Consider the following 26,281-nt stretch of genomic DNA (forward strand, 5'->3'; position numbering starts at 1 on the left):
CTTTAATAATAATAGGAATAGAAAAGTAATGATTAAGATTGAAGATGTTGTTCAATTAGGACCAGTGATTCCGGTATTGGCATTTGATTCTGCTGAACAAGGTGAACATGTATCACGTGCTTTGCACACTGGTGGTGTAAAGGTACTTGAAATTACTTTACGTACCGCTGCTGGTCTTGCCGCTATTGAGCGTGCGAGTCAACTGGCAGATGACATTGTGGTTGGGGTAGGTACGATTACCAAACCAGAACATTGTGCCCAAGCCAAAAAAGCTGGCGCCCAATTTGGTGTATCACCGGGTTTGACTAAAGATTTACATTTGGCTGCGCAAGATGCAGGTTTGCCACTTTTACCGGGTGTGATGACACCAAGTGATCTGATTCAAGCTATTGAATTAGGCTATGAAATTGTGAAGTTCTTTCCGGCTCAGCAAGCGGGTGGTGTCGAGATGCTAAAAGCATTCTACGGCCCATTTCCAAACCTACGTTTTTGCCCTACAGGTGGAATTACGGCAGAGACAGCACCGGAATTTTTAAAGCAACCAAATGTGGTATGTGTGGGTGGATCATGGTTAACGCCAAAATCTGCTGTGAACTCACAAGATTGGGCTGAAATTACTCGCTTGGCACAATTGGCTAGTCAGTTGAGAGCGGTTTAAATGTAGTAAATATTTATAAAAAATGAAGTGCGTTTGACGTGCTTCAGAGCTTATGTCGATATGGCCAGTAGTGATGCTGGTCATACCTAAATATAAAAAATTAGTGTCTCAACAGTAGGAATTATCCTGGTTGAAGACCTTTGTTTGGGCTTGGTGCCCAGATAGTTACTCCAAGGAGAAATGTCACATGGAGACCGTTCAGGGTGGCATGTTGCTTATCTATACTGTAATCGCGATTATTGCTTTAGTTGTCATGATTGCGAAATTCAGAATTTATCCATTTCTGGTTCTTATTATTGTCTCACTTGGTTTAGCCCTAGCAGTTGGCATGCCAATGGGCGATATCGTTAAATCATATGAAGCCGGTACCGGTAAAACTTTGGGTCACCTTGCTATTGTGATCGCACTGGGAACAATGCTTGGCAAAATGATGGCCGAGTCGGGCGGTGCAGAGCGAATAGCCATTACTTTAATTAAATGGTTTGGTGAGAAAAATATTCATTGGGCCATGATGTTTATTGCCCTTATTGTGGGACTGCCCGTATTTTTTGAAGTGGGCTTCGTACTCCTTATTCCAATTGCTTTTAACATTGCCAAGCAAACAGGTAAATCATTGTTAGTCGTGGGTTTGCCTATGGTTGCAGGGTTGTCTGTTGTGCATGGTTTGATTCCTCCACATCCAGCGGCGTTGTTAGCAGTACAAGCATATCATGCTGATATTGGTAAAACGATTGCCTATAGCTTGTTAGTCGGGGTACCAACTGCGATTGTCGCAGGGCCGTTGTATGCGCTCTGGATCAATAAATATGTCAAATTGCCTGAAAATAACCCGTTAGCAAAACAGTTTATTGAAGCAGATACGAATAGAACCCGTGAGCTACCAAGCTTTGGGATTACATTATTCACCATTATGTTGCCTGTAGTATTGATGTTAGTCGGAAGTTGGGCAGATCTTTTCTTTGCACCTAAAACTTTCCCGAATGACTTACTACGTTTCATTGGTACTTCTGATATTGCCTTGCTCATTGCAGTACTGGTTAGCTTTATTACCTTTGGTACGATGCAGGGCTTTAACCGTGAGCAAATCGAAAAGTTCTGTGGTGGTTGTTTAGCTTCTATTGCCGGAATCATGTTGATTGTCGGTGCTGGTGGTGGTTTTGGAGGTATTTTGCGTGATAGCGGTATTTCTAATGAAATCGTATCTACAGCATTGAAGGCAAATTTATCGCCGTTATTGTTGGGTTGGTTGGTAGCCGCTCTCATTCGTTTGGCCACAGGTTCTGCAACGGTCGCTATGGCCACTGCTTGTAGTATTGTTGCTCCCATTGCGGCTACAGCAGGTGTCGCTGTTAGACCTGAGCTTTTAGTACTCGCCACAGGTTCTGGTTCATTAGTTTTCTCACATGTAAATGATGCGGGTTTCTGGTTAATCAAAGAATATTTCGGTATGACAGTAGGACAGACACTCAAAACTTGGTCGGTGTTAGAAACCATTATTTCGGTGTTGGGTTTATCTTTCACGCTACTTCTTAGCACTATTTTATAATTAGAGGTAAGTAATCCATGATCGTGATTGCAATGGGTGTCTGTGGAACAGGCAAAACACTAATTGGCGAGTTGCTATCAGAGCAGCTAGCTTGTGAATTTCTCGATGGAGATACACTGCATTCGGCTGCGAATAAAAGCAAGATGAGTCAGGGTATTCCCTTAAATGATGAAGACCGCATGCCTTGGTTGCAAGCTATTCGTAAGGCAATTGAAGAGAAACAACAAGCAGGTGAAACCGCTGTATTTACTTGCTCTTCACTAAAGCGAGTCTACCGCGATATTTTACGTGGTCATGACCAAAACGTGCAGTTTGTCTATTTAAAAGGTTCATATGATCTGTTGCAGCAACGTCTTGCTGAGCGAGCAGGTCATTTCTTTGACCCATCATTATTGCAGACTCAACTTGATACTTTAGAAGAACCTGATGTTCATGAGGCAATTACGATTGATATCGCATTGACACCTGAACAAATAGTTGTGGAGGTCATGCAGAAACTAGGGGTAACTGACAGTGTGTGTCGCGGTTAATCTCGGGTAGAAACAAATATACAAACAAAGCCTTGATGGCTTATAAATCAAGAAAAGTGAATACCGGTATTGGTACTGGTATTTACAAAAAAGCCCGACCACAACGGGCTAGCTTCAAATATATAAATACATAAATTATAAATAACCGGAGATAAGAACAATGAGTTATTCAAATAATTTGCAGCAGAAATTTCCAGTAATAGACGGTATTCCTGAGAGCGTGCGTCTGCCATCACAGATTCATCAGCGTGTCTCGTTAGTGGATGGTGAGCTGAAGTTATGGGCTGGTGCAACTAGGAAAACATTGTCCCCAATCTGGATTCAGCAGACTGATGGTAGCTTGCAGCAAGTTGAGCTTGGCAGTTATCCAATCATGGGTGAGAAAGAAAGCGACGAAGCGCTAGAAGCAGCAGTACGGGCCTACAACAATGGCCGTGGTGAATGGCCAATGATGAAAGTTGGTGAGCGCATCGCCTGTATGCAGAACTTCATTCAGCGTATGGTGGAGCAGCGCGATCTCATTGTTAAACTGATCATGTGGGAAATTGGAAAGAGCTTGGCTGACTCTGAGAAAGAGTTTGATCGGACTGTGACCTATATGCGTCAAACAATTGATGCTCTGAAAGACTTGGATAATGCCAACTCTCGCTTTGTAATTGCTGAAGGTACCATTGGTCAAATCCGTCGTACCCCGTTGGGCGTAGTGTTGTGTATGGGGCCATACAACTACCCACTGAATGAAACCTTTGCTACTCTGATTCCGGCCATGTTGATGGGCAACACGATCATCTTCAAACCACCTCAATTTGGTACCTTGTTGTTTGAACCATTGCTGGAAGCATTCCGTGAATCATTCCCGAAAGGTGTGATCAATACCATCTATGCGCCAGGTTCATTGGTGGTGCCACATCTGTTAGCATCTGGAAAAATCAATGTATTGGCGCTGATTGGTTCTAGCAAAGTAGCCGATCATTTGAAAAAACAACATCCTAAATCTCACCGTCTGCGTGCAATTTTGGGACTGGATGCGAAGAACGCAGCCATTATTCTGCCAGATGCCGATTTGGATCTGACAGTGAAAGAATGTTTGTTGGGTGCATTGTCGTTTAATGGTCAGCGTTGTACCGCGCTCAAAATGCTGATGGTACATCGCTCGATAGCTGATGAGTTTGTTAATCGATTAACAACGGAACTGGCCAAATTGAAAGTGGGTATGCCGTGGGAAAAAGGTGTATTCATTACTCCATTGCCAGGTATGCACCGTACAGCTTATATGACTGAAGTCATTGAAGATGCCGTGTCTAAAGGGGCCAAAGTGGTTAATCCAGAAGGTGGCGAATTTTGCAAAACCATGTTCTATCCAGCCGTAGTTTATCCGGTGACAGAGGGTATGAGACTGTATCGCGAAGAACAGTTTGGTCCAGTGGTGCCTGTCTCTGTTTATGATGACATTGAAACTGTGCTGGAATATGTTACGACTTCTGATCATGGTCAGCAGGTGAGTATTTTTGGTAGTGACCCTGAGCAAATTGGTCATTTGGTCGATACACTTGTGCATCAGGTTTGTCGTGTGAACATCAACTGTCAATGTCAGCGCGGTCCTGATGTGTTCCCATTCGGTGGTCGTAAAGATTCTGCGGAAGGTACACTGTCTGTGCATGATGCGCTACGTGCATTCTCGATCCGTTCAATGATTGCTGCTAAACAGACTGATGATAGCAAAGGTATGCTGGCCTCTATGGTGTCTGAGCACTACTCTAAATTTGTGAATACCGACTTTATTTTCTAAGTAATATACAATCATTAAAAAACCAGCCTTTGGGCTGGTTTTTTAATGATTGTAAGAATTTGAATAATAAAATAAATAAAAACGCCTGATATGAATCAGGCATTTTTTTAAATATTAAATCGATTACTGGCGAATCTGACCGTCACCTAACACAATCCATTTTTGAGAAGTTAAACCTTCTAAACCAACTGGACCACGAGCATGAATTTTATCGGTAGAGATACCAATTTCTGCACCTAAGCCATATTCAAAGCCATCAGCAAAACGAGTTGAAGCATTAATCACAACTGAGCTTGAATCTACGCGAGCTAAGAATTGACGTGCCAAAGTGTAGTTTTCAGTTACGATTGCATCGGTGTGATGTGAACCATACTTGTTGATATGATCAATTGCTTCATCAATACCACTAACAACTTTAACTGCAAGAATTGGCCCTAAATATTCGGTATACCAGTCTTCTTCTGTCGCAGGTTTTACAGATGCACCCAAAATACGGCGTGTTTCTGGACAGCCACGAAGCTCAACTTGCTTCTCTGCATAAAGCTCGGCAATGCGTGGTAAGAAAACCTCTGCAATTTTTTCATCAACGAGCAGAGTTTCCATCGCATTACAAACACCGTAACGGTGAGTTTTGGCATTTAAAGTAATTGGTAAGGCTTTTTGCAAGTCTGCCTGCGCTTCAACAAAAACATGGCAGTTACCATCAAGATGCTTAATGACAGGAATGCGCGCTTCATTGGTTACGCGTTCAATTAAGCTTTTGCCACCACGTGGAACAATCACATCCACATATTCAGCCATAGTAATGAGATGGCCAACTGCCGCACGGTCAGAAGTTTCAATCACTTGTACTGAATGTTCAGGTAAACCAGCAACTTTTAAGCCGTGTTTAATGGCTTCAGCAATTGCTTTATTTGACTCAAGTGCCTCTGAACCACCACGTAAAATAATAGCATTGCCAGATTTAATCGCTAAAGATGCAGCTTCAAGTGTTACGTTTGGACGTGATTCGTAAATCATCCCAACGACACCTAGAGGTACACGCATTTTACCAATTTGAATGCCTGTAGGGCGGTATGCAAGATCTGTAATTTCCCCAATTGGGTCGACAAGTGCGATCACATCCTTTAGACCTTGCAACATTCCTTTAAAACGTGCGGGCGTAAGTTCAAGACGATCAAGCAATGCGCTGTCGAGCTGATTGCTACGACCTTTATCCATGTCGAGTTGATTCGCTGCCAAGATTTCTGCCTGATTATTTTCTAAAGCAGTATAAATAGCAGAGAGTGCATGGTTTTTTAGTGAGGTAGAAGCACTTGTTAGGACACGAGATGCCTGACGTGCTTGTTGCCCGACTTTTTGCATATATTGTTCAATTGAATCTTGCATAGCATTTTTTAATCATTTACCAATGACTAAGATAGTAGCAGTCAAATGCGGAACAATGAATGGCTTTTTTTGAAAAATGTGACCGCCATAAAAAAACATTTAAATATTTTGCAAACTATTAGCGACTTAAACAAGATGAGCGGTCATTTGAGCGATTGCGTATATTTCAGACAATTGTTTAGAATGTTATTGTGCAATACAAACTAATACAAATTTTAAAGATTTGTGCATAAAAGATTACGTGTTCAAGAAGGAACTCTTGCAGCATAAAAAAATTACAGCAAGGAGGAAGCAAGGATATGAATTCCATTATTCAAATGGATTCGGAGATCAACCAAGCTTATGCCGGTTTTGGCTTTTTCGATATCTACCATAGAGATAGTTTTAAACAACCTGCTCGTACAACATGGATTGACGGCTGGAAAATTGAATATATGGCAATTGCCGATCCAAAAACGATTCACAATACGCCAATTGTAATTGTGGGCGGCGCTTTCCAGAATTTTAATTCTTATAAATATTGTGTTGAACAATTATTCGAAAGTGGTCCGGTCATTTTAGTTGATTTGCCTTCTATGGGTGCAAATCAGCAAATTACTAATCGGGATACTGGTGTATCTGCGGGTATTTTAGAGTTGCCTGATTTATCTAAAATGTTGGGACGCTGGTTAGATATTGTTGGACTACCAAAAGTTTCTGTTATGGGAATGTCTTTGGGGTCGGTGATAGCCTCTTGTTTTGCTTATCATCGTCCAGAATTAATGGATCGCATGATTTTGATGGGGGTTATGCAAAAGACTCGAAAAAGTTGGCGAATGATTTTGGAAGAATCGCTCAAGCTCATGCAAGAAAACCGCATGGAAGAGTTTGGGCAAGCTGTAATTTTATATTTAGTTAATCATGCAAAACTAGATAAAACCCGCATGTCACCTACAGCTAAAAAATTATTTTTTAGGCAAATGGCTGAGTTTACGGGGACAGAGCGAGAACGTTATGAAATTAACTGTAATCGTCTTTTGCGTTTAACTGATGTACCTATTCCGCATTGTAAAACGCTGGTTGCAGCAGGGCAGTACGATAGTTTTACTCTGCCTCATGAAAATGCGAACTTTGCGTTGCAATGTCCAAACATGGAGTTTGCACTGATCGCAAATGCAGATCATGTACCTCAGTTGCAGCGCCGAAAAGAAACCATGAGTTTGTTCACTTCATTTTTGAAAGGGGAATCCATTCAAAATCTGGATGGTATTATTCCCATGACACGTGAACAAATGCAAAAGATGGAACGGCGAGGGGAAGAGCGAGTTCGGGTTTTGCAGCCAAAAACTCAACTTACTCACCGAGAGTTTGATGTACAGGTGCCTGTAACGATTGTTGATGTCACATTCTTTGGTATGTATTTAAAAATGGATGATGTTTCGCAGCTTGATTTTGTGAACGATCATCCACGTGATTTGGCACTACATTTAGAAGATGAAGAAGGTACTTTTGCAATTGAGTGCTTAATTTTTGAAAGTACAGAGCAAGGTATTCGAGCTTTATTTAAACATGGTAGTTTCGAACTTGCTGATCGTTTAAGCCGTTTTATTGCTCGTCAAAAACAAACTGTTTAGTGAAATGTTTATAGATGGAAGCTCGTTTATTTCGAGCTTCCATTTTTTTATCTTTATTATTTTATTTGCGCGTGAATGATCCAGACTAAATCACCTAAATGTTGTTCTTGAGCTTCAGGGGGAACTTGTCCAAAGAATATTTGAGGTTGCTCCACGCTCACCTGCTGAAACTCTGTGTCTTTAAAAAAGTCCTTAACTTCTTCGGGGCTTTTGAAATGAAAACTAAACGAGCTTCGAGACATTAATTTAAGTAATTTACTGCTGTTCCAGATAATACTCGCAAGTTTATTTTTAACAGGTTCAGGGTATAGATCTGTTAAATAGTGAAGCTTTTTAAAAGAAGTGCCATAGTGAGCAATCGATTGAATCAGTTGTTTTAATAAATCTTTATCAAAATAGTTAATTAAACCTTCACTAATCACAACCAATGGACGGTTCAGGTCAAATACCTCAAATGCTTGTGCAAAGGCTTCGGTAAATAAATCAACTGATAAAATTTCAGGTGCATTTTGTTCAATTTGCTGGAGCGCATTTTGCTTGGTTTGAGCCATATCAGGCAAATCAAGTTCCCGATAGCTAATTGAAGGGTAGTGCTGCCTAAACCACCAGCCGCGTGGCGACAACCCGCATGCTATTTCAAGGACTTGTAAGTTGGGATTTTCTTGAATGAGTTGTTCTAATTGATGGTCAAGCATGGTATGGCGTTGTTTGAGTGTGGTTCGCATACTACCACCCACGTATTTCTCTGCCCAAGATTCTACAGGGTGAACCAGATACGCCAGTGATTTTCCTTTCTTTGTGGCAAGGGCTTCATGAGAGATCCCCATTTGATACCAAATATAGCCAGTATAATGTGCCGTAAAAGAGATGTGGCGATGTTTAGAAAGTTGTTGTGTCATTCGTCCTGAGCTCGATTTATTGTTTTTGTATGGTTTGACTGATGATCGAGACCATCAGTCAAATATAGGTTTAACTCAATTTAAATCGAATTTTTAAACTCTTCAATGGCTGTTTTGACAGCTTGCCACTCATCTCCTAGCGATAAGGTTTCACCAATCTGAACTTGTGGAATTTGACCACGCATGCGTTCTAAACGTTCTTGGTTTGGCAGAGCAAGTTTTTCGATACCTTCTAGTGCTGTGCATGCTGCATTACGGTCATTACACACAAGCCCCATATCACAACCCGCAGAAAGCGCAGCCTGAATACGCGCATCTGCACCACCTGCTACACAAGCGGCTTGCATGCTCAAGTCATCAGAGAAAAGTACACCATCAAACTTCAAACGCTTGCGTAACACTTCCTGAATCCAGAAAGGTGAGAAGCCCGCTGGATTTGGGTCAATCTGATCATAAATCACATGTGCAGGCATAAGCGCATCAAGTTGTGGCATTAACTTAATAAAGCTTTGCATGTCATGATTGTAGATTTCGTCATAGCTACGGCTATCAATTGCTGCTGCCACATGAGAGTCTGCTTTTACCGAACCGTGACCGGGGAAGTGTTTGCCTGTGTTTGCCATTCCAGCTTTTTTCATGCCTTGCATAAACGCGCCAGCAAGTGGGGCAATATCTTCAATATTTTTAGAGAAGCCACGATCACCAATCACATCACTAATTGCATTGAGGTCTAAAACTGGTGCAAAACTAAAATCGATACCTACAGCAAGGACTTCGGTTGCCATTAACCAACCACACTGTTCAGCTAGTTCAAGCGCTTTTTGAGGTTGGGTGATATAGAGTTCACCAAAACGCCCCATGGCTGGTAATAAGGTAAAACCTGATCTGAGGCGTTGAACTCGACCACCTTCCTGATCGACGGCAATTAAAATATCTGGACGAATTTGACGCATATGGTCCGTTAAAGCACGGACTTGTTGTGGAGATTCAATATTTCGTGCAAATAAAATCATGCCACCGACTTGCGGAGCGCGTAATAGTTCAATATCTTCTAGAGTAAGTTCTGTGCCGGCGATATCCAGCATCAATGCGCCAATCATATTGGTTCCATTTGAATTTTGATTGAAAAACAATAAGCGAATTTTGCAATGTTTTGCTACATTTTGTCAGTACAGAATATGATAAAACTACACGGTATAAACAATTTAGTTGGTTAAGATTTTGAATCTGCTTAGTTCATATCGAAAACAGAGCGTGTAAGATAGGGATACCCAAGGAAGTATTAAAAATTTATGAAACTTCAAACTATAGCTTGTGCAGTAGCGATCGCGACTGGCGGTTTATTCTTCTCTCATACGATGAATGAAGCGAGAGCAGCAACCAATACTGCTGTGGTTTCTCAATCGATCCAGCCAACGCAAGAGCAGGCTTTGGTGGCCCGCCAACTGGCAACTTTAGTTGACCGCCAACATTATTTAAACATGCGTCTGGATGCAACGACATCAAATCGTATTCTCGGTATGTATTTAGATAGTCTGGATCCGGATCACTCACTATTTTTAGACGCTGAAGTTCAAAACTATAAAAAACTATACGGTTCAAATTTCGGTGCTTCATTAAAGGCGGGGAATTTAACAGGCCCATTTGCTATTCATCAGCAATATCGTGAACGCTTAAAACAATTTTATGAGTTCATGTTGACTGAGTTGAAGCAACAGCAAAATTTAAAACAGCCAAATAGTTATATTGAAGTTGATCGTGAAAAAGCACCGTATTTTAAAACGACGGCTGAGCAACAAAATCATTGGCGTAAAATGTTGGTTTCGCAGTTAATCAACTTAACCATTAGCCGTGAAGAAGAGCAGGCGAAACAAAAAGCACTAAAAGAAAATCCTTCACTTGCTGATGGTCAAGACTTAACTGGTCCAGAAGATTTAACGCCAGCACAGACTTTAACGAAACGTTATACACGTCAGCTTGAAAGAATTAGTCGTGTGAAAAGCGATGACGTGTTGGAAAAAACATTAAATGCGATGTTGGCGACCTATGATCCACATAGTAACTATTACCCGCCAATTGATGCGATAGAACTTAATCGCCAAACAACCTTGCAATTAGAAGGTATTGGTGTATCGATTCGTCCAGAGCGTGGCAATGAAGATTACACCAAGATTGAAACCATTGTAGAAGGTGGTCCAGCAAGTAAGTCTGGTCAAGTGAAATCCGGAGATCGAATTGTTGGTGTCGCCCAAGAAGGCGAGAAAATGATTGATGTGGTTGGCTGGTCAAGTTCTGAAATTGTCGGCCTCATTCGTGGTAAACGCGGAACGAAAGTAACTTTAAAACTTCTTGGTGCTGGTGCATCAATGAGTCAGGCGCGTAATGTGACGTTAGTGCGTGATGTGATTCAAGAAGAAGATGCTGGTGTTCGTTCACGTACAGTTGAAGTTAGCCGTGATGGTAAAAAGCATCTGTTAGGCGTAATTGAAATTCCATCATTCTATTTTGACTATCGTTCACGTCGTGCGGGCCAACAATACCGTTCAGTTTCTGAAGATACTGCAAATGCTTTTGAAGCATTAAAAGCGAAGAAAGTAGAAGGTATTATTATTGACTTGCGTAATGACCCAGGTGGTTCATTAGAAGAAGTTGCACGTATGCTTGGTCAGGTCATTAAGTCTGGTCCGGTTGTGCAAATTCGTGATGGCAATGGCAACGTAAGCGTTTTTGAAGATAACGATGGTGGTCAGCAACTTTACACAGGTCCACTTGCTGTATTAGTGAATTTGGCATCTGCATCTGCAAGTGAAATTTACTCTGCTGCAATTCAAGACTATGAGCGCGGTATTATTATTGGTAGTACAACAACTGGTAAAGGTACAGCTCAGGTACAACTTGATACTCTCGCACATGGTCAGGCGACTTTAACTCAGCGTAAGTTTTACCGTATTACGGGCGGCAGTACACAAAACAAAGGTGTTGTGCCAGACATTAAACTCGTCGATATCTATAACGAAGAGTTTGGTGAGCGCAAATCGAAGAATGCGTTGAAATGGGACACAATTCCTACTGCGCCATTTAAACGAGAAGGTTCTGTTCAACCTTATGTTGCGAAGTTATCTCAGTCTTCGGAGCAACGTGTTACTGTCGATCCTCAGTTTAAGTACTTAAATAAACGTACAGCGATTGCCAAGGCTACGAGTGACCAGAAGCAAGTTGTACTTGATATTGATAAGCGTCGTGCTGAGCTTCTTAGTTTAGAAAAGCAAACTTTAGATGCTGAAAATGAACGCCGTGCAGCAACGGGGCAAAAACCTTTTGCAAACTGGGAAAGCTACCAAGCTTCATTAGATGCTCTAGCTGAATCTCGTGCCAAAATGAAAGCTAATCAGCGTCCTGCGTTACCAGAAGAAGAAACGTTTGTGAATGAAGCCGCAAATGTACTTATGGACTATGCAAAATTGCAAAATCGCTAAGCCTTATTAAGTTTTTAAGTAAAAAAGCATGCTGTTATCAGTGTGCTTTTTTATTTTTTATGTCAGTAAACTGTCATGCATTTATCATCAAATTGTCAAAAAAATTGCTTAATCTTTAAGCATGAAAATAAATACATTGATGGATGGCGCTATGCAAAGCTCATACGCGACAGCACTATTAAAACAACAGCAACCTCCTGAAAGCTTCCAATTCTTTTTTAAACAAAAGCAGCAGCTATCTCATACGCATTCATTGCATGATTTGGTCCGCCCACGTTTAAAAATTGCGATTGTTACCGAGACATGGCCACCTGAGATTAATGGTGTGGCACTTTCATTATTGCAACTATGCCAAGGTTTACAAAAACAGGGGCATAAGATTTTACTGATTCGCCCTGAACAAAAGGCAAAATGCGATGACTTTACGCCAGAGCAAGAATGTCTGGTGATGTCGCAGGCTATTCCGAAGTATCCAACATTACAGTTTGGGTGGCCACAATATTTAAAAGTATCGAAAGCTTTTGAAAAATTTGTGCCAGATGTAGTTCACATTGTGACTGAAGGGCCTTTAGGTTTAACTGCCATGCAGGCTGCAAAGGCAAAAGCTATTCCGGTTTCTAGCGGCTTTCATTCACCCTTTCAAGATTTTAGCCGATTCTTCGATTTGGCTTTCTTAGTAAAACCGATTCAAAAATACCTTTGCTGGTTTCACAACAATACTCAAGTGACCTGTGTGCCAAGTAAAGATACACAAGAAGCATTACGTGGTTTTGGTATTACTTGCCCGCTGGTGGTGGTTGGGCGCGGCGTAGATACGACAAGATTTTCGCCAAAACATCGCTCTGAAAATTTGCGAAAGCAATGGGATGCCGATGAGAATACTCGCGTCATGCTCTATGTGGGACGTCTGTCTCCAGAAAAAGAAGTGCAAGTACTTATTGAAAGCTATGCCAACTTGCAAACTGTTCAGCCACATAAAACTAAACTGGTTATTGTGGGAGATGGTCCTGATTTTGCCCGCTTAAAGTCATTACCTGAAGCGAAGGGCATTATCTTTACTGGAAGTCTGAGAGGCCAGGATTTGGCAGTTGCGTATGCGAGTGCAGATGTATTTGTATTTGCAAGTCAGGTTGAAACGTTTGGTAACGTAGTTTTAGAGGCTATGGCAAGCGGTTTACCAGTTATCGCGTATGATTATGCATGTGCACATCAATATTTAACACATGATGTGAATGGCTGGTTAAGCCCTCTAGGACAAAAAAACCACTTTATACAACAAATTTATCAGCTTCCTTCAGTACAACAACTTAGAGAAATGGGCGTACAAGCCTGTCATAAAGTACAGCAAAGCGGCTGGCAACTGCCAGTTCAGCAATTGGAACAGGCATTTTATCAGGTGGTGAGGGCGTCCTCGGTGGACTTCACCTAAGTATCCTAAAATAGGAGAATAACCATGAAACTTAAGAATGCAAAAATAAAAATACTCGATTTAGACTTGAGAGGATGTTTATATCTTAATAATTTCTCTCACTCACAACGTGTTGCTCTTTTTTTCAAAATCATCAGTCGTGTTGGTGATGGCCCATTTTGGTATCTAATGCTGGCAATCGTGTGGGGGATGCACGGCATCACCTATAGCCTGCAAATCATTTACTTGTTATTAGGTGGTTCTGTTGGCACAGCAATCTATAAATTCTTAAAGCATAAAACAACACGACCTCGTCCTTATCAGGTGCATCAAGTGATTGTGCTTGGAGAAAGACCTCTTGATCATTTTAGTTTTCCGTCTGGACATACACTTCATGCAGTAATGGTCACGATTGTCTTGGGTTATATCCAGCCAGCTCTGCTCGCGGCAATGTTACCTTTTATGGTGCTTGTTGCATTGTCTCGTATGGTGCTTGGCCTTCACTACCCAAGTGATGTGATTGTAGGGGCACTCATTGGTGCGGCAGTAGCAAGCATAATTATTTTTGTAGCTCCACTTTTGAACATTGTTTTATAGGCATTGATAATTTTTATCAGCTTAAACTATCGATTACGTTTGTGGATTTGCTAAAGTACACACTTCGTGATTTAGCAGATTAAACAGATAGGAGCCGCTATGGGCTTACGTTGGACAGATACGCTTGATATAGCCATTGAATTGTCAGAAGCACATCCAGAAGTTGATCCGCAATGGATTCGTTTTACCGATTTACACGCATGGGTATGTGCTTTACCAGAGTTTAGTGATGACCCAAATAAGTCAACAGAAGGATTGCTAGAAGGCATCCAAATGGCTTGGATAGACGAAGTTCGCTAAAAACAGTAGAAAAAATCGCAACTTTTACACATTCAAAGCTGATTATTGCCTATGACATCGGTATAATGCGGCAAATTTTTTAAAGTTTAAATCTTAAAATAAAGGAGCCACTCATGGCTATTGAACGTACTTTGTCTATCGTAAAACCTGATGCAGTGTCTAAAAACCACATCGGTGATATTTTTGCTCGTTTTGAAAAAGCGGGTTTAAAAATTGTTGCGACTAAAATGAAACACCTTTCTCAAGCAGATGCTGAAGGTTTCTATGCTGAGCATAAAGAACGTGGTTTCTTTGGTGACTTAGTTGCATTCATGACTTCTGGTCCAGTTGTAGTATCTGTTCTTGAAGGCGAAAATGCAGTTCTTGCACACCGTGAAATTTTAGGTGCTACAAACCCTAAAGAAGCAGCTCCTGGTACGATCCGTGCTGACTTTGCTGTAAGCATCGACGAAAATGCTGCTCACGGTTCTGACTCAGTTGCTTCTGCAGAGCGTGAAATTGCTTACTTCTTTGCTGACAACGAGATCTGCCCACGCACTCGTTAATCGAAAGCATTCAAACCAGATAAGTGGTATACTACTTATCTGGTTTTTTTATTCTCTCAAGAGAATATTGTTTGATTCTTGAACAATATCTTCAGTTTTTTGACATGGTTTAGGTAAATACACATGAGTTCTGCAGAGGTCGTTTCATCTGAAAATCTTGATGGACAGCAGCAATCTTCGTCCACGCTGGTAATGCCTGCTGCCGAAAATAAAGTGAATTTACTCGGCATGTCTCGTCCTGAATTAGAAAAATTCTTTGAAGATATTGGCGAAAAAAAGTTTCGTGCCGGACAAGTCATGAAATGGATACATCAATACTTCATTACTGATTTTGCTGAAATGACCAATATTTCAGGCAAATTACGTGCGAAGCTTGAACAGATTTGTGAAGTTAAGGCTCCTGAGGTTGTTCACCGCCACTATTCAAAAGACGGTACACGTAAGTGGGTTTTTCGTGTTGGCGATGGTGCAGGTTCTTTGGTTGAAACTGTATTAATTCCTGCTGAAGATAAAACAGGCTTGCGCAAAACTTTGTGTATTTCGTCACAAGTAGGTTGTGCATTGGACTGCTCATTTTGTTCAACAGGCAAACAAGGTTTCCAACGTGATTTAACGCCAGATGAAATCATTGGACAGCTCTGGATGGCAAACTATTCTTATATGGAAGAAGTGCCTGTTGCAGAACGCGAGCGTTCAGTGACCAATGTCGTGATGATGGGTATGGGTGAGCCGTTGCTCAACTATGATGCCGTATTAAGCTCAATGCGGATTATGCTTGATGACTTTGCTTATGGCATGTCTAAGCGCCGTGTGACTTTATCAACATCAGGTGTTGTACCGAAAATTGACCAACTTGCAAAAGACATCGATGTCGCTTTAGCAATTTCTTTACATGCGCCAAATGATGAACTACGTAACGAATTAGTGCCAATTAATAAAAAATATCCATTGGCTCAGTTGATTGCAGCATGTCAGCGTTATATTGCCAAAGATGGTAATGAAAGTACGCGTAAACATGTGACTATTGAATATGTGATGTTAGAGGGTGTAAATGATCATCCTGACCATGCACAGCAAATGATTAAATTATTAAAAAACTTACCAAGTAAAATTAACTTGATCCCCTTTAACCCGTTCCCGCATGCGCCATATGGCCGCTCAAGCCGAAATCGTATTATCTCGTTCCAAAAAACTTTGTCTGATGCTGGATTTGTGTGTACGATTCGTCAAACACGTGGTGATGATATTGATGCTGCATGTGGACAGTTAGTGGGTCAGGTAGCTGATAGAACCCGCCGTGCTGAACAGTGGCAGAAAAAAGTTACACAGCGTCAAGAGATTTTGCGTACACAAGGATAAATTGAGGGCAGGCTTTGAGCACTCCAAAGTTAAAAACGGTATTATGTATGGGGGTTGCATTTGCAATGCTGGCAAGTGGTTGCCAGACAACGCAGGTGCAAAAAAAAGACCCAGCAAAAGCGGTAAAGGTGCGTACACAACTTGCTGCTGAACATATCCGTTCAGGTGATTTGGATTCAGCTAAACGTGCCCTAGATCAAGCTTTAAGTGTAGATAGTCGTGATGCAACAGCAAATATGATGATGGGCATTTTACTACAGCAAGAGGGTAGTAAGCCGAACTTAGAAAAAGCAGAACATTATTTTAAACGAGCAATTTCATCTGAACCAGATAATGCTCAAGCACATAATAACTATGGTACTTATTTATACCAAATGGAACGTTATAAGGATGCGATTGAGCAATTTCGCATTGCTGGCGCAACATTAGGCTATGACCAGCGCTATCAGGCGTTAGAAAATCTGGGGCGTATTTATTTAAAGTTGGGTGATGTTGCGAATGCTGAAAAAACATTCAAACAAGCACTCCTTGCTAACCGCGACTCTTATATTTCAATGTTAGAGTTAGCGGAAATTTTTTATTTGCAGCAGCAGATTCCGGCTGCTACACAAATGTATGAACAATATGTTCGTACAGTGGGGCAGAAAAATCAGGGTGCAAGAGCACTTTGGATTGGTGCAAGAGTGGCTCGAGCCAATGCGGATAAAATGGGAATGCAAGCGTTAGTAAACCAGTTACGTGCCTTGTTCCCGGAAAGTCCAGAATATCAACGTTATTTGCAATTACAGTATAGTACTGAGGCCGTATGGAAATAAATCCTAATTCACAGCAGCCAACTGGCTCAAGCTTACCGACTTCTGCTTTAGGAAATATTCAACGTCCTGGTGAGTATTTACGTCAAATTCGAGTTTCTCAGAATAAAGAGTTAGAGCAAGTTTCTTCAGATTTAAACATGCCAGTTAAGACTCTAACTGCTTTAGAGCAAGATGATTATAAGTCATTGCCAGAAGCGACTTTTATTAAGGGTTATTACCGTTCATATGCAAAATATCTAAATACAGATGCGACTGCAATTATTCAGCGCTTTGATGAGATTTATGCAAATGATACCGGGCTTTTACCGAACCATGCTTTAAATAACTCACCGATTAAAATCATGGGTAAATTGCCTGGTTCTAATAGTGATCGTAATAAGAAATGGTTGAAGCGTGCACTTCTTGCAATCGTGGTTATTGCTGTTGTGTCATTGATTGTCATGGGTATTCAAAAATGGACTTCAAAGAAAGAAGATGTAGATTTACCTAAAGTAAATCAATCTAATGTTGAAGTTTTGCCTATGAAAGGAAATGCTACCTCAACAGAGGGCGATCAATTGGTGTTAAACTTTAACCGACCAACTTCTGTTCATATTGTTGATGCAACAGGTAAAGTTTTGGCGACAGGTCGTCAGTCATCAACTTTAAACTTAAATGGTGAGTCTCCATTTCAGATTCGTCTTGATGATGCAACTGCTGTGTCATTAAGTTTAAACCAAGAACAGATTTCATTGTCTCCATATACGGTAAACGGTAAAGCTGAATTCCGTTTATCCCGCTAATACCATGAGTTGAGCGATACAATGATAGAGAACCCAATTAAACGTCGACCAACACGTAAAATTCGTGTTGGGTCGGTGTATGTCGGTGGCGATGCACCTATTAGTGTGCAAAGTATGACAAACACTGAAACTTGCGATGTTGATGCAACTGTGGCTCAAATTGAGCGTTGCGTTGATGCAGGTGCAGATATTATGCGTGTTTCGGTCCCATCTATGGAGGCTGCTGAGGCTTTTGGCGCAATTCGTAAGCGCGTTTCAGTACCTTTAGTTGCCGATATCCATTTTGACCATAGAATTGCCTTAGCAGTTGCAGATTATGGTGCAGACTGTTTACGTATCAATCCGGGTAATATCGGGTCAGATCAGAAAGTTCGTGAAGTCGTTGCTGCTGCACGCCATCATGGTATTTCTATGCGTATTGGCGTTAATGGTGGTTCTCTAGAAAAAGATTTACAAAAGAAATATGGCGAACCTACAGGTGAAGCACTGCTTGAGTCTGCGTTACGCCATATTGATATTTTAGATCGACTCAATTTTCATGAATTTAAAGTCAGCGTAAAAGCATCAAATGTGTTTTTAACGATGGATGCTTATCGTTTACTCTCAAAACAAATTGATAATCCATTACATTTAGGCGTAACCGAAGCGGGTATTTACCGTACAGGTACTGTGAAGTCTGCGATTGCCCTTGGCGGTTTGTTGATGGAAGGTATCGGCGATACGATGCGTATTTCGCTTGCTGCTGAACCAGAAGATGAAATCAAGATTGGTTTTGATATCTTAAAATCACTAGGGCTTCGCTCTAACGGGATTAACTTTATTGCTTGCCCGAGTTGTTCTCGCCAAGAATTTAATGTTATTCAAGTGATGCAAGCTTTGGAAGAGCGTTTAGAAGATATTCGTACTCCAATGGATGTGTCAGTGATTGGTTGTAAGGTAAATGGCCCGGGTGAAGCAAAAGAAGCTGATATCGGGGTTGTGGGGGCCGCACCTCGCTCATTGGTTTATCGGAATGGTGAGAAAAGCCATTTAATCGATACCGATCAATTGGTTGATGAAATCGAAACAATGGTTCGTCAACGTGTCCAAGAGCTTGAAGAAGCTAAATCTAAAGAAATTATTCGTAGTTCATCATGAGTTCAATTGTCGCAATCAAAGGTTTTAATGATGTCTTGCCAACGCAAACAGTAGCGTGGAGACGTCTTGAGCAACATTTAGCATCTTTAATGGATGCTTATGGGTATCAACAAATTCGTTTACCGATCGTTGAGCAAACGGGCTTGTTTAAACGTGCTATTGGTGATGCTACCGATATTGTCGAAAAAGAAATGTATACCTTTTTTGACAAAGGCAACCCACCAGAGTCATTAACCTTACGTCCGGAAGGTACAGCAGGTTGTGTTCGCGCCTTGGTTGAACATAACTTGTTACGCGGTGCTACACCGCGTGTGTGGTATATGGGACCTATGTTCCGTTATGAAAAACCACAAAAAGGGCGTTACCGTCAGTTCCATCAGTTTGGTGTGGAAACTTTCGGCGTTGCGACTCCTGACATTGATGCTGAATTGATTATGTTGACAGCTCGCTTATGGAAACGTATGGGCGTTGATCACATGGTTCAACTTGAGTTGAATACTTTGGGTGAAACTGATGAGCGGACAGAATACCGTAATGCATTAGTTGCTTTTTTAAATGAGCATAAAGAAGCTTTGGATGAAGATTCTCAGCGTCGCTTAACAACAAATCCATTACGTATTTTAGATTCTAAAATTGAGTCTACCCAGAAAATTTTGGAAAATGCGCCGAAATTGCATGATTTCTTAAAAGAAGATAGTTTAAGTCACTTCCAACAATTGCAAGACTATTTGACTGCTGCTGGTATCCAGTTTGTAATTAACCAGAAGTTAGTACGTGGTCTGGATTATTACAACAAGACTGTTTTTGAATGGACAACAACAGCACTTGGTTCACAAGGTACAGTCTGTGCTGGTGGACGTTACGACGGTTTAGTTGGCCAGTTAAAAGGTAAGCCAGATCAATCTATACCAGCTGTTGGTTTTGCAATGGGTATGGAGCGTTTATTGCTTCTGCTTGAGCAGGTTGAACAGGCCGAAGTCATTCGTGATTGTGAAGTTTTCTTGGTTGCAGAACCTGCTTATCAAACGAATGCTTTGATTTTAGCGGAACAATTACGTGACCAGTTAGAAGCTGCAAATAGCAGTATTCGAATCAAAACAGGTTCGCAAGGCAGCATGAAAAGCCAGATGAAAAAAGCTGATCAGGCTGGAGCAATCTTTGCTTTGATTTTAGGGGAACGAGAGTGGGATGCACAGCAGCTTGCACTAAAAGAGCTAGCAACAGCTGAACAGTCACAAGTCGCAATTGCTGACCTTGTACCATTTTTAATCCAAAAATTTACAAAATAAACTGAAACATCTGGAAAAGGACAATCACATGAGCGTAAGTGATGAAGAACAATTCGACAGCTTAAAGTCGTTCGCCAAAAAATATGGTTCTGCCATGATTAGCGGAATTCTCATTGCGTTGATTGCCTTTTTCGGGTGGACATATTGGCAAAAAAAGAATCTGGCAACTAGTCAGGTAGAAACTGCAAAAGTACAGCAGTTAATGGATGAGGCAAATGCGAGTGCCGATAATCCAAATGCCTTAAGCTCGGTAACTGCATCGGCAGATAAAATTGTAAAAGATGATATCGATTCTGTTCAGGCAATACAGACTCAGTTTGTACTGGCAAAATTAGCCTATGAGAAACAGGATTATGCTGCTGCTGAAAAAGCATTAAAGAAAGTTGAAAATTCAAAAGTAAAAGATGAAGGTTTGATTCAGGTTGTAAAATTGCGTTTAGCAGATGCACAATTGGCGCAAAACAAATATGATGAAGCACTAAAAACCTTGTCTGGTAACGTTGATCCTGCATTTAAAGCAACGGTAGAAGAGTTACGTGGTGATATCTTTGTTGCTAAGAAAGATGTTGATTCTGCTAAAAAAGCGTATCAGGCAGCTTGGGATTCGTTACTGGAACGTAAACAAGAGCGACAAATTTTACAAATTAAACTCGAAAGTGTTGGCGTTTTAGTTGAAGATCCACAGATTGAGCGCCCAATTTTGGAAACACAGGTGGAAGAGTCTTAATGAATCAGAAATTCAAACTGCCTTTGGCAATTGCAATCGCATCGGCTGTACTGGTGGGATGTTCTAGCAACAAAGTAAAAGAAGCAAAACCAAATCCACTACCGAAATTGACCGAGTCGAAAAAGACCTTAACGCCAGTGTTTTCGCGTAGTGTTTCTTCTACTGATAAGGCTGATCCATTACGCTTGCAACTTGATGCAAGCGACGGTGTTGTTTTCACTCTTGATCCAAAAGGCGAAGTAGCTGCATATCGTGGTAAGCAACGCGTTTGGGAGAAAAAAGTCAGTAAATTAGGCTTGAGCTCTGGTGTTGAAGCTGCCGAAGGAATTGTTGTTGTTGGTAATAGTAAAGGGCAACTCTTTGCACTAGATCAGGCAACAGGTGAGCAGAAGTGGACTGCACAGTTATCGGGTGCGTTGTTAAGCCCTTCATTGGTTCAATCTGGACGCGTTATTACCATTGCGAATGATGGTACTGTGTTTGCACATGATGCTGCTTCGGGCCAGCAAGTTTGGGCTTATAAATTACCCAATGTTCAATTTAGTTTGCGTGGTCAGGCATCACCAGTGAGCCTTGATCCTCGTACGGTATTAATTGCATCTGCGAATGCATATGTCTATGCAATTGATACCATTAGTGGTATTCCACGTTTCCAACGTCGTGTTGCAGTTAGCGAAGGGCGTTCTGATATTCAACGTTTAATTGATATTGATGGCGATCCTGTTGTAGCTGGACAGTTTATGGTAACGACCAGTTTCCAAGGTCAAGTGACTGTAACCGATCTTGCTTCTCAACGTGTAGTTTGGAGTGAAGATTCGAGCAGTACTAAACGTCCAGAAGTTTATGACAACAAAGTATTTGTCTCTTCTGCAGATGGTAAGTTAACAGCTTACGATTTAGCATCTGGCGAAAAAATCTGGGAAAATGATAGTTTGTTAAACCGTCATTTAAGTAATCCGGTTGTGCTAGGACAAGATCTTGTTGTAGGTGATTTAGATGGTGTATTACATCTTGTTGAACCAGCAACAGGTAAATTAATTGGTCGTTCAAAAACAAGTGGTGAAGTTAATACATTACGTGTTATCGAGAATCAACTTTATGTTTCGACCAGAAAAGGCGATTTAAGTATTTGGCAGAATCGTTAATTTTGTTCGCTTGTGCTAAAATAAGCGCTTAACAAATTACGCTGTTAAAAATATCGGGGTGTTTGAATTAAATCAGTTCAAAGCCCCGTCTTTTATTATGGTCATCTCTGACCTTAAAATATATCTCCTGTACTGTTTTTAATGCTCATGCCATGAGATATGGCTGGTCTTGAATTAAGGTTATTGTATGAAACCCGTTATTGCGCTCATTGGTCGTCCGAATGTCGGAAAATCAACGTTATTTAACCAGATTACCAAGAGTCGTGATGCACTTGTAGCCGACTTCGCGGGCCTGACTCGTGACCGTAAATATGGTGATGCGACTTATCAGAATAAGTCTTTCATTGTTGTTGATACTGGCGGTATTGGTGAAAATGAAGGCGGTATTGATAACTACATGGCTGAGCAGTCAAAAACAGCAATCCATGAAGCAGATATCATTATTTTTGTGGTTGATGCGCGTGCTGGCTTGTTGGCTTCCGATGAGCAAATTGCACGGGAATTGCGTACGCTAGGTAAAAAAGTTTACTTGGTTGCCAATAAAGTTGATGGTGTTCATGCAGAAGCTGCGTTGGTTGAGTTCTATAAACTTGGTATGGGTGAACCATTACAAGTTGCTGCCAGCCATGGACGTGGTGTACAGCAAATGCTTGAGGATGTCTTGGTAGACGTACCTGAAGATGAAAATCCAGAAGAGCATGACAAAGCAACAGGTTTACGTTTAGCCATTATTGGTCGTCCAAATGTTGGTAAATCTACCTTAGTCAATCGCTTGCTTGGCGAAGATCGTGTAGTAGCATTTGACCAACCTGGTACAACTCGCGATTCGATTTATATCCCATTTGAACGTGATGGTCGTCAATATACCCTTATTGATACAGCGGGTGTGCGTCGTAAAGGTAAAGTTGAAGAAATGATTGAGAAATTCTCAATCGTGAAAACACTACAAGCAATTAAAGATGCACATGTGATTGTAGTGGTTCTTGATGCCCGTGAAGGCGTAGTTGAGCAAGATTTACATTTGATTGGTTACGCACTTGAAGCTGGTCGTGCCATGGTGATCGCCATTAACAAATGGGACAACATGACTGAATACGATCGTAAACAGTGTAAGTTGGATGTTGATCGCCGTTTTGATTTTATTCCTTGGGCAAAAGTGCATTTAATCTCGGCATTGCATGGCACTGGCGTAGGGGAAATGTACCCAACCATCCATCGTGCTTATGATTCATCGCATTTAAAAGTTTCACCTGCGAAATTAACTCAAATTTTGAATGATGCTACAGATGCACATCAACCACCAATGGTGGGTGGTAAGCGTATTAAAATGCGTTATGCACATATGGGTGGACAAAATCCACCAACGATCGTAATTCACGGTAATAAGGTCGATAAAACTCCTGCGGATTATCGTCGTTACCTTGAGAATGTGTTCCGCAAAGTTTACAAACTGGAAGGAACGCCAGTGCGTGTCGATTTTAAAACGTCGGAAAATCCATTTGAAGGACGTAAGTCACAAGTGGATGAACGCGTTGCGGCACGTAAACGTCGTTATGTACAGAAATTCAAAAAAGCTGAGAAAAAGTTTAAACGTTAAGCTTTTGAAAGTTTAAAAACCCAAAGTCTTCTTTGGGTTTTTTATTGCAAATAAATGAACATGTCGCAAGAGTTATGAAAAAGTGTGAATAATAAACGTAATTTTTTGTAAATTTTATAACGAATGCTATAATCAGCATCTTTATAAAATAATTTATATTTCGAAAGAATAATGCGGCTTAGGGTTCACTTTTAGCATGGTAACATTACATCTTGCTCAGCTTTCATTTACACATGCTCAGCCCTCATATACAGCTCTTGACTGTATTCCAGCTATGCAACGTAGACGATTATCCCCATTAGCTAAACTTGCTTTGAACAGTGCGCTTGGCGCATTAGATGGTAGTAAAGCCGATTATATTGTTTGGGTGTCACGATATGGTGACGAGTCTAAGACATTGAATATATTGCAAGATGTTTTAAGTGAGCAAACCCCATCACCCACACAGTTTTCAACGTCTGTTCATAATGCAATTTCTGGGCTTTATTCTATTTTATGTCAGGATGATACTCCCTCTACCAGCTTGAGCTGTTCATGGACTGAAAGTTTGATTGAGGCTTATGCTCTTTTAAAGTCAATGAAAGATATCCAGCGGGTATTAGTCGTTGCTTATGATGAACCTTTACCCAATATTTATACCGAGGCAGTCGATTTCCCAGCTTATGCAATCGCTGCTGTCGTTACTTTAGAACAACCTAATTTACAAATTACTGCGTGGACGCATACAGATGAAGCAGATGGTCCTACTTTTGCTCATTTTTGGCAGGATGCTGACCAGTTAATATCTGCATTTGGGTGGAACAAATGCTAAGTCTTAAAAATCTGAAGCAAAAAAGTAATTATTGCTGGCGTGTAGCTGCAACTGGTTTTAGTTTTGCCAGTTTTGGGCTGGGTGGTATGGCAATTGCCACAGTCATCGCACCCGTGCTGAATGCTACAACCTCTGATTCTGAAAAGCGTCAGCAGCGGGCACAAGATGTTATTAAGTATAGCTTTAAAGGCTTTACCGAAATGATGGTCAAACTTGGCATTATGACTTATTCGGTAGACGGTTTGGAAAAGCTACAGAATAGTCGCCAAGAGCTTGTAATCGCCAATCATCCGAGTTTGATTGATGTTGTAGTACTAATTGGTATGATGCAGCAGGCTAATTGTGTCGTGAAGCAATCTCTTTGGTCTAACCCCTTTACCAAAGGACCCGTGCAAAGCGCAGGTTATATTTTAAATGCAGGTTCTCAGCAATTTGTTGAAGACTGTGTAAGGCGCTTGAACGAAAAGAATGCGGCTTCTCTCTTAATTTTTCCGGAAGGAACGCGCACTGAAAAGGGAATGACCCTAAATGAGTTTCAGCGAGGCGCAGCCAATATTGCCATTCGTGCAAATGTACCAATTCGCCCAGTAATTATTATCTGTACACCTTCTACATTAACTAAGAATGAAAAATGGTATCACGTACCATCCCAACCATTTCATATCGAGGTTAAGGTTTTGGATGCTGTGCACGTATCAGATCTGTTAGATGATTTAACAGTAGGACCTAAACAAGTTCGTCAGTTAAGTCGTAGTTTTTATAAAATTTTTGATGAAGAGTTATCTTGAAATGAGCAATCTTGCTGATGAACTAAAGCAAATGATTATTGATGTTTTAGCACTGGAAGATATCACTATTGCCGATATTGATACAGAAGCTCCATTATTTGGAGAGGGTTTAGGATTAGACTCGATTGATGCACTTGAGTTAGGACTGGCTTTGAAGAAGCGTTACAACATTCATTTAAATGCAGAATCGGATGAAACCAAACAGCATTTTAAATCAATTCAAAGTTTGGTTGCTTTAGTTGAAGCGCAGCAGCAGGCATAGGGAGCGTGATGATGTTATCTCAAGAACAAGTGTTAGCAAAACTCCGCGAATGGATGGAAGATTTATTTGAAATTGAACCGGAATCTGTACAACTCGATTCAAACTTATATTCAGACTTGGATGTAGATAGTATTGATGCGATAGATTTGGTTGTAAAAATTAAAGAGTTAACAGGTAAGCAAGTAAAGCCTGAAGATTTTAAAAATGTGAGAACCGTACTTGATGTGGTGACGGTAATCCAGAACATGACTGCTGAATGAAGACCTTTATTAAAGGGATAATTACAGCACTTTTTGTGCTGTATCCCTTTATTGTGGGGTGGAGTTTGACACATGGTCAATTTATTTGGGTGAGTTTATTACTTATTGGATTGGGCGTAGTCAGACTTTTTAGCAAAGGTAACTCACTATTATGGCCTTTAACTGGCTTTGCTATTGTTTGTGGCGGGCTCAGTTTGCTGTCACATAATCATGCTTGGTTAAAATTATATCCAGTGGGCATGAGTTTAGGCTCATTAATTATTTTTGCACTAACACTTATCAAACCACCGTCTATGATCGAGCGCTTTGCTCGACTTGTTGAGCCTGATTTACCTCCTTCTGGAGTGCAGTGGACTAGACAGGTAACCAAAGTGTGGTGTCTTTTCTTTTTATGCAATGCATTGATTGCATTGACCACCGTACTGTTTGCCTCGACTCAAGTCTGGGTCATTTATAATGGCTTTATCTCTTATATGCTCATGGGTATTTTGTTCCTGGGTGAGTTTATTTTACGTAAACGTCATCTGCGTTTACACTCTTCAAATCATTAATTAGAAAC

Annotated in this window: 26 protein-coding genes; 23 read left to right on the plus strand and 3 right to left on the minus strand. The window is 40.9% G+C overall.

Annotated elements, in window-relative coordinates:
* Positions 1 to 28: 28 nt before the first annotated feature.
* The 4 genes from eda (at position 29) to I5515_RS08735 (ending at position 4,523) form a co-directional block, all read left to right on the plus strand.
* Positions 29 to 658, plus strand: a complete 630-nt coding sequence (gene eda, locus I5515_RS08720) for a bifunctional 4-hydroxy-2-oxoglutarate aldolase/2-dehydro-3-deoxy-phosphogluconate aldolase (protein WP_199965858.1) — start codon at positions 29 to 31, stop codon at positions 656 to 658.
* Between the two features lie 187 nt (positions 659 to 845).
* Complete coding sequence (locus I5515_RS08725) at positions 846 to 2,204, plus strand: gluconate:H+ symporter (protein WP_199965861.1); 1,359 nt, start codon at positions 846 to 848, stop codon at positions 2,202 to 2,204.
* A 17-nt stretch (positions 2,205 to 2,221) separates the two neighbouring features.
* Positions 2,222 to 2,734 carry a gluconokinase gene (locus I5515_RS08730; RefSeq protein WP_199965862.1) on the plus strand — a complete coding sequence of 171 codons (513 nt, stop codon included), beginning with the start codon at positions 2,222 to 2,224 and terminating at the stop codon, positions 2,732 to 2,734.
* Between the two features lie 160 nt (positions 2,735 to 2,894).
* Entirely contained in the window at positions 2,895 to 4,523 is a 1,629-nt protein-coding gene (locus I5515_RS08735; protein ID WP_199965864.1) for an NADP-dependent glyceraldehyde-3-phosphate dehydrogenase, read from the plus strand.
* 123 nt (positions 4,524 to 4,646) lie between these two features.
* On the opposite strand, the gene I5515_RS08740 is transcribed toward I5515_RS08735, so the two are convergent.
* Positions 4,647 to 5,912 (minus strand): glutamate-5-semialdehyde dehydrogenase, encoded by a 1,266-nt coding sequence (locus I5515_RS08740; protein WP_199965866.1) that lies wholly within the window; start codon positions 5,910 to 5,912, stop codon positions 4,647 to 4,649.
* Between the two features lie 299 nt (positions 5,913 to 6,211).
* Here I5515_RS08740 and I5515_RS08745 point away from each other — a divergent pair, with 299 nt between their 5' ends.
* Positions 6,212 to 7,525 (plus strand): alpha/beta fold hydrolase, encoded by a 1,314-nt coding sequence (locus I5515_RS08745; protein WP_199965868.1) that lies wholly within the window; start codon positions 6,212 to 6,214, stop codon positions 7,523 to 7,525.
* Between the two features lie 56 nt (positions 7,526 to 7,581).
* Here the strand turns inward: I5515_RS08745 and I5515_RS08750 are convergent, their stop codons facing one another.
* Positions 7,582 to 8,424, minus strand: a complete 843-nt coding sequence (locus I5515_RS08750) for a class I SAM-dependent methyltransferase (protein ID WP_199965871.1) — start codon at positions 8,422 to 8,424, stop codon at positions 7,582 to 7,584.
* 80 nt (positions 8,425 to 8,504) lie between these two features.
* Positions 8,505 to 9,524, minus strand: a complete 1,020-nt coding sequence (gene nagZ / locus I5515_RS08755) for a beta-N-acetylhexosaminidase (protein ID WP_199965873.1) — start codon at positions 9,522 to 9,524, stop codon at positions 8,505 to 8,507.
* A 192-nt stretch (positions 9,525 to 9,716) separates the two neighbouring features.
* Between nagZ and I5515_RS08760 the strand changes: the two genes are divergently transcribed.
* The 18 genes from I5515_RS08760 to I5515_RS08845 all read left to right on the plus strand — a co-directional run bounded on the left by I5515_RS08760 (position 9,717) and on the right by I5515_RS08845 (position 26,273).
* On the plus strand, positions 9,717 to 11,900 hold the full coding sequence (locus tag I5515_RS08760; RefSeq protein ID WP_199965875.1) for a carboxy terminal-processing peptidase: 2,184 nt from the start codon (positions 9,717 to 9,719) through the stop codon (positions 11,898 to 11,900).
* 139 nt (positions 11,901 to 12,039) lie between these two features.
* Positions 12,040 to 13,329, plus strand: a complete 1,290-nt coding sequence (locus I5515_RS08765) for a glycosyltransferase family 4 protein (RefSeq protein WP_199966073.1) — start codon at positions 12,040 to 12,042, stop codon at positions 13,327 to 13,329.
* A 24-nt stretch (positions 13,330 to 13,353) separates the two neighbouring features.
* Positions 13,354 to 13,905, plus strand: coding sequence for a phosphatase PAP2 family protein (locus I5515_RS08770; RefSeq protein ID WP_227562668.1), 552 nt, complete (start codon positions 13,354 to 13,356; stop codon positions 13,903 to 13,905).
* 99 nt (positions 13,906 to 14,004) lie between these two features.
* A complete protein-coding gene (gene iscX, locus I5515_RS08775; protein WP_199965877.1) occupies positions 14,005 to 14,205 on the plus strand; it encodes a Fe-S cluster assembly protein IscX in 201 nt (66 codons plus the stop codon).
* 113 nt (positions 14,206 to 14,318) lie between these two features.
* Positions 14,319 to 14,750 (plus strand): nucleoside-diphosphate kinase, encoded by a 432-nt coding sequence (ndk, locus tag I5515_RS08780; protein ID WP_003654870.1) that lies wholly within the window; start codon positions 14,319 to 14,321, stop codon positions 14,748 to 14,750.
* A 123-nt stretch (positions 14,751 to 14,873) separates the two neighbouring features.
* The gene (gene rlmN / locus I5515_RS08785; protein WP_199965878.1) at positions 14,874 to 16,109 is read left to right on the plus strand and encodes a 23S rRNA (adenine(2503)-C(2))-methyltransferase RlmN; all 1,236 of its coding nucleotides are present in this window, start codon (positions 14,874 to 14,876) and stop codon (positions 16,107 to 16,109) included.
* A gap of 14 nt (positions 16,110 to 16,123) precedes the next feature.
* The gene (pilW, locus tag I5515_RS08790; protein ID WP_199965880.1) at positions 16,124 to 16,924 is read left to right on the plus strand and encodes a type IV pilus biogenesis/stability protein PilW; all 801 of its coding nucleotides are present in this window, start codon (positions 16,124 to 16,126) and stop codon (positions 16,922 to 16,924) included.
* Positions 16,915 to 17,706 (plus strand): helix-turn-helix domain-containing protein, encoded by a 792-nt coding sequence (locus tag I5515_RS08795; RefSeq protein WP_199965882.1) that lies wholly within the window; start codon positions 16,915 to 16,917, stop codon positions 17,704 to 17,706. Before pilW ends, I5515_RS08795 begins: the two co-directional genes overlap by 10 nt.
* A 21-nt stretch (positions 17,707 to 17,727) precedes the next feature.
* The gene (gene ispG / locus I5515_RS08800; RefSeq protein ID WP_199965884.1) at positions 17,728 to 18,843 is read left to right on the plus strand and encodes a flavodoxin-dependent (E)-4-hydroxy-3-methylbut-2-enyl-diphosphate synthase; all 1,116 of its coding nucleotides are present in this window, start codon (positions 17,728 to 17,730) and stop codon (positions 18,841 to 18,843) included.
* On the plus strand, positions 18,840 to 20,132 hold the full coding sequence (gene hisS, locus I5515_RS08805; RefSeq protein ID WP_199965886.1) for a histidine--tRNA ligase: 1,293 nt from the start codon (positions 18,840 to 18,842) through the stop codon (positions 20,130 to 20,132). Before ispG ends, hisS begins: the two co-directional genes overlap by 4 nt.
* Before the next feature lie 28 nt (positions 20,133 to 20,160).
* The gene (locus tag I5515_RS08810; protein WP_199965888.1) at positions 20,161 to 20,859 is read left to right on the plus strand and encodes a YfgM family protein; all 699 of its coding nucleotides are present in this window, start codon (positions 20,161 to 20,163) and stop codon (positions 20,857 to 20,859) included.
* Positions 20,859 to 22,004 (plus strand): outer membrane protein assembly factor BamB, encoded by a 1,146-nt coding sequence (gene bamB / locus I5515_RS08815; RefSeq protein WP_199965889.1) that lies wholly within the window; start codon positions 20,859 to 20,861, stop codon positions 22,002 to 22,004. The genes I5515_RS08810 and bamB overlap by 1 nt, the downstream gene beginning before the upstream one ends.
* Before the next feature lie 187 nt (positions 22,005 to 22,191).
* On the plus strand, positions 22,192 to 23,601 hold the full coding sequence (gene der, locus I5515_RS08820) for a ribosome biogenesis GTPase Der (RefSeq protein ID WP_199965891.1): 1,410 nt from the start codon (positions 22,192 to 22,194) through the stop codon (positions 23,599 to 23,601).
* Between the two features lie 196 nt (positions 23,602 to 23,797).
* Entirely contained in the window at positions 23,798 to 24,412 is a 615-nt protein-coding gene (locus I5515_RS08825; protein ID WP_199965893.1) for a beta-ketoacyl synthase chain length factor, read from the plus strand.
* Positions 24,397 to 25,200, plus strand: a complete 804-nt coding sequence (locus tag I5515_RS08830) for a lysophospholipid acyltransferase family protein (RefSeq protein WP_199965895.1) — start codon at positions 24,397 to 24,399, stop codon at positions 25,198 to 25,200. Before I5515_RS08825 ends, I5515_RS08830 begins: the two co-directional genes overlap by 16 nt.
* Before the next feature lies 1 nt (position 25,201).
* A complete protein-coding gene (locus I5515_RS08835; RefSeq protein ID WP_199965897.1) occupies positions 25,202 to 25,462 on the plus strand; it encodes a phosphopantetheine-binding protein in 261 nt (86 codons plus the stop codon).
* A 5-nt stretch (positions 25,463 to 25,467) separates the two neighbouring features.
* On the plus strand, positions 25,468 to 25,722 hold the full coding sequence (locus I5515_RS08840) for an acyl carrier protein (protein WP_199965900.1): 255 nt from the start codon (positions 25,468 to 25,470) through the stop codon (positions 25,720 to 25,722).
* Positions 25,719 to 26,273 (plus strand): septation protein IspZ, encoded by a 555-nt coding sequence (locus tag I5515_RS08845; RefSeq protein WP_199965902.1) that lies wholly within the window; start codon positions 25,719 to 25,721, stop codon positions 26,271 to 26,273. Before I5515_RS08840 ends, I5515_RS08845 begins: the two co-directional genes overlap by 4 nt.
* Positions 26,274 to 26,281: the final 8 nt, after the last annotated feature.

The sequence above is a fragment of the Acinetobacter calcoaceticus genome, from assembly GCF_016508255.1.
Classification (GTDB): domain Bacteria; phylum Pseudomonadota; class Gammaproteobacteria; order Pseudomonadales; family Moraxellaceae; genus Acinetobacter; species Acinetobacter calcoaceticus_E.